Source organism: Falsiroseomonas sp. RANM36, from assembly GCF_056682175.1.
The window spans coordinates 236,383-247,051 of record NZ_JBWXTD010000005.1; the positions used below are offsets into that span (position 1 = coordinate 236,383).

General features: G+C 72.0%; 12 protein-coding genes. 10 read left to right on the plus strand and 2 right to left on the minus strand.

Going from position 1 to position 10,669, the window contains the following annotated elements:
* On the minus strand, positions 1 to 506 hold a 506-nt coding region (locus tag AC1MIR_RS19060), incomplete at its 3' end, for a hypothetical protein (RefSeq protein ID WP_480029765.1).
* A gap of 49 nt (positions 507 to 555) precedes the next feature.
* Between AC1MIR_RS19060 and purM the strand changes: the two genes are divergently transcribed.
* The 6 genes from purM (at position 556) to AC1MIR_RS19090 (ending at position 5,382) form a co-directional block, all read left to right on the plus strand.
* Positions 556 to 1,617 carry a phosphoribosylformylglycinamidine cyclo-ligase gene (purM, locus tag AC1MIR_RS19065; RefSeq protein ID WP_480029766.1) on the plus strand — a complete coding sequence of 354 codons (1,062 nt, stop codon included), beginning with the start codon at positions 556 to 558 and terminating at the stop codon, positions 1,615 to 1,617.
* Positions 1,617 to 2,315, plus strand: coding sequence for a phosphoribosylglycinamide formyltransferase (purN, locus tag AC1MIR_RS19070; protein ID WP_480029767.1), 699 nt, complete (start codon positions 1,617 to 1,619; stop codon positions 2,313 to 2,315). The genes purM and purN overlap by 1 nt, the downstream gene beginning before the upstream one ends.
* Positions 2,316 to 2,332: 17 nt before the next feature.
* Entirely contained in the window at positions 2,333 to 2,494 is a 162-nt protein-coding gene (locus AC1MIR_RS19075) for an aa3-type cytochrome c oxidase subunit IV (protein ID WP_480029768.1), read from the plus strand.
* Positions 2,495 to 2,525: 31 nt separating this feature from the next.
* On the plus strand, positions 2,526 to 2,987 hold the full coding sequence (locus AC1MIR_RS19080) for an N-acetyltransferase family protein (protein ID WP_480029769.1): 462 nt from the start codon (positions 2,526 to 2,528) through the stop codon (positions 2,985 to 2,987).
* A gap of 166 nt (positions 2,988 to 3,153) precedes the next feature.
* On the plus strand, positions 3,154 to 4,737 hold the full coding sequence (locus AC1MIR_RS19085) for a calcium-binding protein (RefSeq protein ID WP_480029770.1): 1,584 nt from the start codon (positions 3,154 to 3,156) through the stop codon (positions 4,735 to 4,737).
* Positions 4,738 to 4,806: 69 nt separating this feature from the next.
* Entirely contained in the window at positions 4,807 to 5,382 is a 576-nt protein-coding gene (locus AC1MIR_RS19090) for a DUF2889 domain-containing protein (RefSeq protein ID WP_480029771.1), read from the plus strand.
* A gap of 6 nt (positions 5,383 to 5,388) precedes the next feature.
* Here AC1MIR_RS19090 and AC1MIR_RS19095 read toward each other — a convergent pair whose 3' ends face one another.
* The gene (locus AC1MIR_RS19095) at positions 5,389 to 5,664 is read right to left on the minus strand and encodes a BolA family protein (RefSeq protein ID WP_480029772.1); all 276 of its coding nucleotides are present in this window, start codon (positions 5,662 to 5,664) and stop codon (positions 5,389 to 5,391) included.
* Between the two features lie 110 nt (positions 5,665 to 5,774).
* Between AC1MIR_RS19095 and AC1MIR_RS19100 the strand changes: the two genes are divergently transcribed.
* The 4 genes from AC1MIR_RS19100 (at position 5,775) to AC1MIR_RS19115 (ending at position 10,448) form a co-directional block, all read left to right on the plus strand.
* Entirely contained in the window at positions 5,775 to 6,392 is a 618-nt protein-coding gene (locus AC1MIR_RS19100; RefSeq protein WP_480029773.1) for a J domain-containing protein, read from the plus strand.
* A 101-nt stretch (positions 6,393 to 6,493) separates the two neighbouring features.
* Entirely contained in the window at positions 6,494 to 7,501 is a 1,008-nt protein-coding gene (gene cobS / locus AC1MIR_RS19105; protein ID WP_480029774.1) for a cobaltochelatase subunit CobS, read from the plus strand.
* Positions 7,502 to 7,612: 111 nt separating this feature from the next.
* Positions 7,613 to 9,484 carry a cobaltochelatase subunit CobT gene (gene cobT, locus AC1MIR_RS19110; RefSeq protein WP_480029775.1) on the plus strand — a complete coding sequence of 624 codons (1,872 nt, stop codon included), beginning with the start codon at positions 7,613 to 7,615 and terminating at the stop codon, positions 9,482 to 9,484.
* Positions 9,429 to 10,448, plus strand: a complete 1,020-nt coding sequence (locus AC1MIR_RS19115; RefSeq protein WP_480029776.1) for an esterase-like activity of phytase family protein — start codon at positions 9,429 to 9,431, stop codon at positions 10,446 to 10,448. The genes cobT and AC1MIR_RS19115 overlap by 56 nt, the downstream gene beginning before the upstream one ends.
* Positions 10,449 to 10,669: the final 221 nt, after the last annotated feature.

A 10,669-nucleotide genomic window follows, 5' to 3' on the forward strand; every position in this document is an offset into this window, starting at 1 on the left:
GGGGGGGCCGGCCGGGCCGGGGGGGGGGCGGCCGCCGGGCCCCCCCCCCCCCCGCCCCCGGCGTGGCCACCCTGTCCGGAATCGCGGAAATTCACCGTGATGCGGGCGCTGTAGCCGCGCGGCGTGATCCGCTCGCTCTCGATCACCAGGGAGGCGACCATCGCCTCGATCTGCTGGTCGGAGAGGTTGGTCGGCAGCCCGAGCTCGGCGGCCATGCGGCCATAGGCGATGCGCTGGCCCGAGACGAGCGCCCGGTCGCGTGCCACCACGGCATTCTCCGCCGTGGCCTCGGCCGGCACATTGGTCTGCACGCGCGGATTCCCCTGCGCCGCGGCGCCGGACAAGGGAGCCAGCGCGAGGCCGAGCAGGAGCAGCAGGGCGGCGATTGCGCCCCGCGCGCCGCCGTGGTTGTTTCCCGCCCCCGCGCGGCCGGCGATGATGTCGCGCAATCCGGTGCCGTGCCGGGTGCGGTCGCCGTGTTGGGTGCGGTGCTGGCCGAACGGCATCCTGCCCATCCTGTCCCGACCCGCAGCGCATAGCCGATCGAGGGCCTGCATGACCAGCCTGACCTACCGCGACGCCGGGGTGGACATCGAGGCGGGCGATGCGCTGGTGGAGGCGATCAAGCCGCTGGCCCGCGCCACCGACCGCCGCGGCACCATGGGCGGCCTCGGCGGCTTCGGCGCGCTGTTCGACCTGAAGGCCGCGGGTTTCCAGGATCCGGTGCTGGTCTCCTCCACCGACGGGGTGGGCACCAAGCTCAAGCTCGCGATCGACTCCGGCATCCACGGCACGGTCGGGCAGGACCTGGTGGCGATGTGCGTCAACGACCTGGTGGTGCAGGGCGCGGAGCCGCTGTTCTTCCTGGATTACTTCGCCACCGGCCGGCTGGAGGTGGCGCAGGCGCGCGACGTGATCGGCGGCATCGCCGAAGGCTGCCGCATCGCCGGCTGCGCGCTGGTGGGCGGCGAGACGGCGGAGATGCCCGGCCTCTACAAGGGCGGCGACTACGACCTGGCCGGCTTCGCGGTCGGCGCGGCCGAGCGCGGCGCGCTGCTGCCGCGCGCCGATCTCGGGCCCGGCGACGTGCTGCTGGGGCTGGCGAGCTCCGGCGTGCATTCCAACGGCTTCTCCCTGGTGCGGCGGGTGATCGAGGCGGCGGGGCTGGCGCTTGCGGCGCCCGCGCCCTTCGCCGCCGGGCAGAGCGTGGCGGAGGCGCTGCTGGCCCCGACGCGGATCTATGCGCAGCCGCTGCTGGCGGCGCATCGCGCGGGGTTGGTCAAGGCCGCGGCCCACATCACCGGCGGCGGGCTGCCTGGCAACCTGCCGCGCGTGCTGCCGCGGGGCGTGGTGGCGGCGCTCGATGCGCAGGCCTGGCCGGTGCCGCCGGTCTTCGGCTGGCTCGCCCGCGCCGGCAGCATCGCCCCGGACGAGATGCTGCGCGTCTTCAATTGCGGGATCGGCATGGTCGTGGTGGCGGCGGCCGACCGGGCCGAGGCGGCGATCGCCCTGCTGGCCGGGCAGGGCGAGAGGGCGATGCGCATCGGCGTGCTGGAGGCGGGCGAAGGCCCGGCCGCGGTCCGGGTGGACGGGATCGGGGCGGGCTGGCCCCGCTGATGCCCCAGCCGACCCGGCGCGTGCGCACGGCGGTCCTGATCTCGGGCCGCGGCAGCAACATGGCGGCGCTGCTGGCGGCGGCGGCGGACCCGGCCTATCCGGCGGAGATCGTCCTCGTCCTGGCGAACCGGGAGGATGCGGCCGGGCTCGCGGTCGCGCGCGCGCGGGGCGTCCCGATCGCGGTGGTGGAGAGCCGCGTCTTCGGCCGCGACCGCGACGCCTTCGAACGCGCGATGGAGGCCGAGCTGCAAGGCCATGGCGTGGAGCTGGTCGCGCTCGCCGGGTTCATGCGGGTGCTGACGCCCGGCTTCGTGGCCCGCTGGCAGGACCGGCTGGTGAACATCCATCCCTCCCTGCTGCCGGCCTTCCCGGGCCTCGACACGCATGCGCGGGCGCTGGCGGCGGGGGTGAAGCTGCATGGCTGCACCGTCCATCTGGTGCGTGCCGGGGTGGATGACGGCCCGATCCTGGCCCAGGCCGCCGTGCCGGTGCTGCCCGACGACACCGAGGCGGATCTCGCCGCCCGTGTCCTGGCGCAGGAGCATCGGCTCTATCCGGCGGCGCTCGGCTGGCTGGCCGCCGGGCGGGTGCGGCTGGAGGGCGGGGTCGCGCGGATCGGCGCGGAAGCGGCGTCCGGCGCGCTCGCCAACCCCTTGCCGGGTCCCGCGGGCGTTCCTAAAAGCGGCGCAGGAAGCTGAGCCGACGGGGAATGACGATGGCCGACCATGGCCCGACGACGATGGAGCTGGTCGAGGTGAAGTCCGATGACATCATCGGCGAGCGGCGCTCTTTCTACGCGCAGTTCCTGACCGGCACGACCTGGGCGGTGGCCGCGACCATCGTCGTGCTGCTGCTGATGTGGATCTTCCTGGTCTAGCGGCCGGGTTCCGGGCGCCGCAGGCCCTGCCATGATGGACGGTCCGCGCTTTCGTCGGGCCACGGAGGCGGACCTGCCGGCGATCGTAGCGATGCTCGCCGATGATGCGCTGGGCCGGCAGCGGGAGGATCCCCGGCTGCCGCTGGATCAGGCCTATCTGGCCGCCTTCGCGGCGATCGCGGCCGATCCGAATCAGATCCTGATGGTGGCCGAGGATGCGCAGGGCATCGCCGGCACGCTGCAGATCACGTTCATCCCGGGCCTGTCGCACAAGGGCGCCTGGCGCGGGCAGATCGAATCCGTGCGCGTCGCCTCGGACCGCCGCGGCTCCGGGCTCGGCCAGCGGATGATCGCATGGGCGGTGGAGCAGTGCCGGGCGCGCGGCTGCACGATGGTGCAGCTGACCACGAGCAAGTCGCGCGCCGACGCGCAGCGCTTCTACGACCGCCTCGGCTTCCGCGCGACGCATGAGGGCTACAAGCTGGCGCTGTGACCAGGTTGCCGCGGCAGCGGGCGGCGCGCGCAACGATCGTTACAGGCGATGAAGCGGCGGCGTCGCAAACCAGGGGCGCGCAACATCATGTGCGCCACCTCCGCCGGCATGATCCCCCCATCGCAACGGCGTCGCACGCAATGGCGTCGCCCAGGGGATCGGCACCATGTCGTTCAGCTACAAGTTTCTCACGGGCGGCAATGACAGCTACTACCAGGACTGGAATTCGCCCTCGCGGTGGATCGTCGCCCGGGGCGGGAACGACACGGTCAGTTCCTACAGCGCGAACGCCGACACGGTGGATGGCGGCTCGGGCAACGACGACCTGACCGGCAACGGCCGGGACGTGCTGATCGGCGGCACCGGCGACGACAAGCTCCATCTCTGGTACCTGCCGGGCGATCCCTCCATCGGCGGCCGCGTCATCGAACTGGCGGGCGGCGGCACGGACACCCTGGAGCTCCTCGTCCGCTACAGCGGCACCTTCGACCTGCCGGCGAATGTCGAGAACCTCGAGCTGAGCGCGCTGGAATACGGCGACTACTACGACCCGACCTTCCGCTTGCGCGGCAACGAGCTCGGCAACCGCATCGACGGCTCGCGCCACAACGACACGATCGAAGGCCGCGCCGGCAACGACATCCTGAACGGCTACGGCGGAGCGGACGCCCTCTACGGCGAGGAGGGCAACGACGTGCTCTATGGCGGCAACAACGCCGACTACATGTCGGGTGGCGCCGGGAACGACACCCTGAACGGCGTCTCGCTGGAGGACGCCGCCTTTGCCGACACGATGCTCGGCGGCACCGGCAATGACCACTACTCCATCGGCTGGAACGACGTCGTCATCGAGAACGCGGGCGAAGGCTGGGACACGGTGGAGACCCAGATCGCGAGCTACAGCCTTACCGCGCATGTCGAGGAACTGCTCTTCACCGGCACCGGCGGCGCCAGCTATGGCGGCAACGACCAGGGCAACCTGATCCACGCCAAATACGCCGCGACCGGCCAGCTTCTTTTCTGGGGCGGCGAGGGCGCCGACACGCTGCGCGGCGCCTCCGCCGGCGACGTGCTCCGCGGCGATGGCGGCAACGACCTGGTCGAGGGCAATGGCGGCCACGACCTGATCCTCGGCGGCGACGGCCTCGACGTGCTCCGGGGCGGCACCGGCAACGACACGATGGACGGCGGCAACGACAGCGACACGCTGGAAGGCGGGGCAGGGCGGGATTCGCTGCTCGGCGGCGCCGGCCATGACAGGATGCTCGGCGGCACGGAGCTCGACATCCTGCGCGGCGGGTCGGGCGGCGACACGCTGTTCGGCGAGGATGGCGACGACCGCCTGTTCGGCGACGGCGGCAACGACAGCATCCAGGGCGGCGCCGGCAACGACCTGATCATCGGCGGGACGGGCCGCGACACGATGATCGGCGACGCCGGCTTCGACCAGTTCATCTTCACGCGCACCACCGACAGCATGGCGGTCGCCGCGGACCGCATCATCGGCTTCGACGCGGCCGAGGACCTCATCAGCCTCGTCGCCATCGACGCCGACGGCAGCTACGGCACCAAGGACAAGTTCACCTATGTCGGCGATGCGCCGGTGGTCGGCATCAAGGGCGCACTGTGGATCACCGGCGGGTCGGGCTACAATTCGGTGTTCGGCGACGTGAACGGCGACGGTCTGGCGGAGATGCGGATCGAGGTCTTCTCATCGGGCGGCTTCAGCGAGGCCAACATCCTGCTCTGAGACTTCGACGCGTGGCGCTGCCCCCCCTGCCGCTGGCCTGGCGGCGGGGGCCATGCCATAGGGGCGGGCATGCCGCTCAGCCCCCCCGCCGCACGCAAGCCCCTGCATCGCCGCCTGATCGAGATGCACGGCTACCAGCGCGAGGACGGCCTCTACGACATCGAGGCGTGGCTCGCGGACACCAAGACCTATGCCTTCGACAATCTCGACCGCGGCACCGTGCAGCCCGGGGAACCGCTGCATGGCATGTGGGTGCGGCTGACGGTCGGCGAGGACATGGTGATCCGCGCCTGCGAGGCGGCGTCCGACTTCACGCCCTATGCGATCTGCCCCCAGGCCGCGCCGAATTTTTCGCGCCTTGCCGGCGTCTCGATCGGGCCGGGCTTCAATCGCGCGGTGAAGGAGCGCGTGGGCGGCGCGCTGGGCTGCACGCATCTGCGCGAGGTGCTGGCGCAGATGGCGACCGTCGCCTTCCAGACCATCGGCCCGATGCGCTGGCGCAAGGCGCGGGAGGAGCGCGCCGCCGCCATCGCCCGCGGCGAGACCCCGCCGCCGGCCAGGCGCGTGCTGCCGATCAACTCCTGCCTCGCCTATGCGGAGGGCAGCGCCGTGGTGCGCCGCCACGAGGAAGTGGCGGAGGAATAGCCCGGCTCAGCCGCGCGCCTCCTCCGGCGTCTTCAGCGTCAGCGCCAGCGCGTGCATGCCGCCGGCGAATTCCGCCGCCAGCGTGTCATGCACGGCACGCGACCGGGCGACGCGGCTCATCCCCGCGAAGGCCGGGGAGACGACGCGCACGCTGTAATGCGTCTCGCCTTCCGGGCTGGCGCCGGCATGGCCGGCATGGCGGTGGCTGTCATCGGCCACCTCCACCTCGGCGGGCGGGAAGGCGGCGCGGAGCGCGGCGGCGATGCGGTCGGCACGGGTCATATTCGGTATATATGCCCCTTGCGCCGCGGCTTTGCACCGGGGCCGGACGCATGAAACCCACGCGGCCGCAACGCCTTGCGCACCCCCGGACCCACGCCCATAAACGGGCCATGGCACGCAGGAGCGAGCGGATCTACCTGGGACTGGCCGACCAGCCGGAGGCGCCCGCGCGCCCCTGCGAACAGCCGGGCTGCCCGAATGCCGGCGAGTTCCGCGCCCCCCGCGACCGCATGCGCCTCAACGAGTATCGCTGGTTCTGCCTCGACCATGTGCGCGAATACAACCGCGCCTGGGACTACTACAAAGGCATGGGCCCGACGGAGATCGAGGCCGAGTTGCGGGCCGATTCCGGCTGGCAGCGGCCGACCTGGCCGCTCGGCCGGCTCGGCGGGTTCAATCCGTTCGAGAGCGAGTATGTCCGCGACCCGCTGGGCGTGCTGCGTGACACGCCGCTGCACAAGGCGCGCCGCGACCGGCCGCCCAAGCGCGATGAGCCGCCGGCGGAGCTGCGCGCGGCGCTGGATGTGCTCGGCCTCGCCTGGCCGCTCGATGCCGCCGCGCTGCGCGCGCGCTACAAGGAACTGGCCAAGCGATACCACCCCGATGCGAATGGCGGCGACCGCCAGGCGGAGGAACGGCTGAAGGACATCAACCGGGCCTACAGCCTGCTGCGCCGCCGCCTGCCCGCCCGCCAGCCGGAGGCCGCGGCCGCCGCGCCGGCGGGCTAGCCCCGCCCCCCTGCCCGGCGACGCCGGATCCCCTCGCGACGGGTAGCCTCTGCCGCCCGGCCGCCCTAGATTGCGCCCTCCTGCCACAGCCGGACCGTCACATGACCAAGGTCGCCCTCGCCGAGAACCGGACCACCACCGCGATCGACATGCCCGACACGCAAGTGAAGGTGCGCGAGGTGTTCGGCATCGACAGCGATCTCGTCGTGCCGGCCTTCTCCGTCCGGACCGAGCATGTGCCGGAGGTTGACGCCTCCTACCGCTTCGACCGGGAGACGACGCTGGCCATCCTGGCCGGCTTCGCCTTCAACCGCCGCGTCATGGTCCAGGGCTACCACGGCACCGGCAAGTCCACCCATATCGAGCAGGTGGCCGCCCGGCTGAACTGGCCCTGCATCCGCGTCAACCTCGACAGCCACATCAGCCGCATCGACCTGATCGGCAAGGACGCGATCGTCCTGAAGGACGGCAAGCAGGTGACGGAGTTCCGCGAGGGCATCCTGCCCTGGGCCCTGCAGCATCCCTGCGCGCTGGTCTTCGACGAATACGACGCGGGCCGCCCGGACGTGATGTTCGTGATCCAGCGCGTGCTGGAGGTCGAGGGCAAGCTGACGCTGCTCGACCAGAACAAGGTGATCCGGCCGCATCCGATGTTCCGCCTCTTCGCCACAGCCAACACGGTCGGCCTCGGCGACACGACGGGGCTCTATCACGGCACGCAGCAGATCAACCAGGGCCAGATGGACCGCTGGAACATCGTGGCGACGCTGAACTACCTGCCGCATGCGCAGGAAACGTCCATCGTCATGGCCAAGCTCGGCATGGACGAGAAGGACGCGAAGCAGAAGCGCCAGGTCGAGGCGATGGTCGCCCTGGCCGACCTGACCCGCGCCGGCTTCATCGCCGGCGACATCTCCACCGTCATGTCGCCGCGCACGGTCATCACCTGGGCGGAGAACGCGAAGATCTTCGGCGATGTCGGCTTCGCCTTCCGCCTGACCTTCCTCAACAAATGCGACGAGGCGGAGCGGAGCACGGTGGCCGAATACTACCAGCGCTGCTTCAACGAGGAACTGCCGACCGGCCTGCTGCTGCGCAAGGCGGGGTAAGGAACGAGGCGGACGCCCCGGCCGTCCCGATGACGGAGCACCGCAGGCGCCGGGCGCCGAGGAGCGAAGTCTGAATCGGGCCGGCGGCCGGAGCGCAGCGGAGGCCACCGAGTGTCAAGCCAGTCGAAGGATCAGACCAGGCAGGAAGAATTCAAGCGCGCCACCGCCGGCGTGCTGCGCGCCATCGCGCAGGTGCCGGAGGTGCAGGTGGCCTTCCAGCCCGGCCCCTCGGGCCTGGCCGGCAAGCGCGCCCGCCTGCCGCTGCCGACGCGCTCCCTGCCGCCGGCGGAGATGGCGAAGCTGCGCGGCGCGGCGGATGCCATCGCGCTCAAGCTGCGCCACCACGACGAGGGCGTGCACGCCGCCCGCGTGCCATCGCGGCGCGAGGCGCGCGAGGTCTATGACGCGCTCGAGGATGTCCGCGTCGAGGTGATCGGCAGCCAGCACATGTCGGGAGTCGCGGCCAATCTGCGCGCCCGCCTCGCCGACCAGTGCGAGGCCGAGGGCTACGACCGCATGACGCGCAAGGACCAGCTGCCGATGGCGGCTGCCCTTGGACTGCTCGCGCGCGAAAAACTCTCGGGGGAGAAGGCGCCGGCGGCGGCGCAGCGCGTGCTCGATCTCTGGCGCGACACGCTCGGCGGCAAGGCCGATGACGCGCTGGCCGAGATGGCGAATGCCGCCGCCGACCAGGACGCCTATGCCCGCGCCGCCCGCAAGCTGCTCGCCGCGCTCGACCTGGCCGAGGCTGAGGTCGAGACGGAAAGCGAGCAGGACGAGGAGGAAGGCGAGGGCGGCGAGACCAGCCCGCAGCAGGACCAGTCCGGCGAGGGCGAGGCGCAGGCCCAGGACACCGAGAGCATGCTCGGCGCCCAGCCCGAGACGATGCAGGGCGACGCCGCCGAGGACGAGACCGAGGAAGGCGAGGAGGACGGCGCGGCGGCCGATGGCGACGACCGCCCCGGCGGCCCGACCCAGCGGCGCGAGGTGCCGCAGGTGGACGACCCCTCGGCCTACAAGGCCTTCACCCGGCAGTTCGACGAGGTGGTGGAGGCCGAGGACCTGTGCGACGCCGACGAGCTCGGGCGGCTGCGCCAGCAGCTCGACCAGCAGCTGTCGCATCTGCAGGGCGTCGTCTCCAAGCTGGCGAACCGGCTGCAGCGGCGCCTGCTGGCGCAGCAGCAGCGCGCCTGGGAGTTCGACCTCGAGGAAGGCTTGCTCGATGTCGCCCGCCTGGCGCGCATCGTCGCCAACCCGATGCACTCCCTGAGCTACAAGCGCGAGCGGGAGGCGGATTTCCGCGACACGGTCGTGACCCTGCTCATCGACAATTCGGGCTCCATGCGCGGGCGGCCGATCACGGTGGCGGCGATGTGCTCCGACATCCTGGCGCGCACGCTGGAGCGCTGCGGGGTGAAGGTGGAGATCCTGGGCTTCACGACGCGCGCCTGGAAGGGCGGGCAGTCGCGCGAGCGCTGGGTGCAGGAAGGCAAGCCGCGCAATCCGGGGCGCCTGAACGACCTGCGGCATGTGGTCTACAAGGCAGCCGACGAGCCCTGGCGGCGGGCGCGCAGGAATCTCGGCCTGATGCTGCGCGAAGGGCTGCTGAAGGAGAACATCGACGGCGAGGCGCTGGATTGGGCCTATCGGCGCCTGCTCGCCCGCACCGAGCACCGCCGCATCCTGATGGTGATCAGCGACGGCGCGCCGGTGGACGATTCCACGCTGTCGGTGAACCCGGGCAACTACCTGGAGCGGCACCTGCGCAAGGTGATCACCGACATCGAGGGGCGCGAGCTGGTGGAGCTGATCGCCATCGGCATCGGCCACGACGTCACGCGCTACTACCGCCGCGCGGTGACCATCGTGGATGCCGAGGAGCTGGGCGGGACGATGATGAAGAAGCTGGCCGAGCTGTTCGACGAGGATGCGGCGCTGGCCTGGCAGAGGGCGGCCGCCGAGCGCGCACCTGCGATCGCCTGACGCGCCCGCGCGGCTTTCTCGCCGTGCGCTGCTCGCCGGCGCCCTGGCTGCCCTGCCGCATGGCGCGGCGCGCGGCTCGGCCGCACTGGCCACGCCCTTCGCGCTGCCCCGCCTGCCCGGCGGCACGCCGCTCCGCCCGCTCGGCGGCTTCGAGATAGACCGCGAGCAGCTCGGCTTCGGCGGACTCTCCGGCCTGCACATCGCGCCCGACCTGACCGTCACCGCCATCAGCGATCTCGGCTGGTTCGCGGAGTTCGCGCTGACGATGGGGTCGGGACTGCGCCCCGCGGCGCTGGCGCTGCGGCGCTCAGGACGGCTGAAGGATTGGGCGGGGCGCCCGCTGCCGCGCGGCCATGCGCGTGATGCCGAGGCGCTGGCCCGGCTGCCGGACGGCAGTTGGCTGGTTGCCTTCGAACGATGGCACCGCATCTGGCGCTATGCCGACCTGGACGGGCCGGCGCGGCATGTCGACGCGCCGCCGGGCCTGGCGCAGGCGCCGCGCAATGCCGGGCTGGAGACGCTGGCCGTGCTGCAGGACGGGCGCTGGCTGGCGATCGCCGAGGACCTGCCGCTGCCGGACGCGCCCGGCACCACCACGGCCTGGCTCGGCCGGCCGGGCGCCTGGATGCCGCTGGGCTGGCGGCCCGGGCCGGGGATGAACCCCGTGGACGCCACGCCACTGCCCGGCGGCGATCTGCTGGTGCTGGAGCGCGGCTTCACCTGGATCGCGGGCTTCTGGGGACGCGTGGTGCGGCTGCCCGCCGCATCGCTGGCCGCGGCAACAGCGGGGGCGGTGCTGCAGGGCGCGCCGCTCCTGCGACTCGATCCGCCCTTGCCGGTGGACAATTACGAGGGGATCGCGGCGGTGCGCCATGAAGGCCGGACGCTGGTCGCGATCGTCTCCGACGATAACCAGAGCTGGCTGCAGCGCAGCCTGCTGCTGTTCTTCGAACTCGCCGAATAGGCACATGCCGGGCGCCGAAGGTTCATACCGCGCGCACAAAGGTTTCACCTTTGTGCCCCTCATACGCCGGGGGGGCCGCATCTGCGGCCCTTGGCTTCGCGCCGTGCGGCGCGGCGCGCATTCGCGCGCTCGGCCCTTCGGGCCGCAGGTCGGAACTTCGTGCGCCTGGTACAACCTTCGCGCCTCTCGGACGCCGGGCGGGCCGCGGTCGCGGCCTCGGC

Excerpts from the sequence above, each read along its gene's own strand:
- AC1MIR_RS19090 (WP_480029771.1), top strand. The coding sequence starts at position 4,807 with ATGCCGCTCAGCCCCCCCGCCGCACGCAAGCCCCTGCATCGCCGCCTG.
- purM (WP_480029766.1), top strand. The coding sequence starts at position 556 with ATGACCAGCCTGACCTACCGCGACGCCGGGGTGGACATCGAGGCGGGC.
- purN (WP_480029767.1), top strand. The coding sequence starts at position 1,617 with ATGCCCCAGCCGACCCGGCGCGTGCGCACGGCGGTCCTGATCTCGGGC.
- AC1MIR_RS19075 (WP_480029768.1), top strand. The coding sequence starts at position 2,333 with ATGGCCGACCATGGCCCGACGACGATGGAGCTGGTCGAGGTGAAGTCC.
- AC1MIR_RS19095 (WP_480029772.1), bottom strand. The coding sequence starts at position 5,664 with ATGACCCGTGCCGACCGCATCGCCGCCGCGCTCCGCGCCGCCTTCCCG.
- AC1MIR_RS19100 (WP_480029773.1), top strand. The coding sequence starts at position 5,775 with ATGGCACGCAGGAGCGAGCGGATCTACCTGGGACTGGCCGACCAGCCG.
- cobS (WP_480029774.1), top strand. The coding sequence starts at position 6,494 with ATGACCAAGGTCGCCCTCGCCGAGAACCGGACCACCACCGCGATCGAC.
- AC1MIR_RS19080 (WP_480029769.1), top strand. The coding sequence starts at position 2,526 with ATGATGGACGGTCCGCGCTTTCGTCGGGCCACGGAGGCGGACCTGCCG.
- AC1MIR_RS19085 (WP_480029770.1), top strand. The coding sequence starts at position 3,154 with ATGTCGTTCAGCTACAAGTTTCTCACGGGCGGCAATGACAGCTACTAC.
- AC1MIR_RS19115 (WP_480029776.1), top strand. The coding sequence starts at position 9,429 with ATGCGGCGCTGGCCTGGCAGAGGGCGGCCGCCGAGCGCGCACCTGCGA.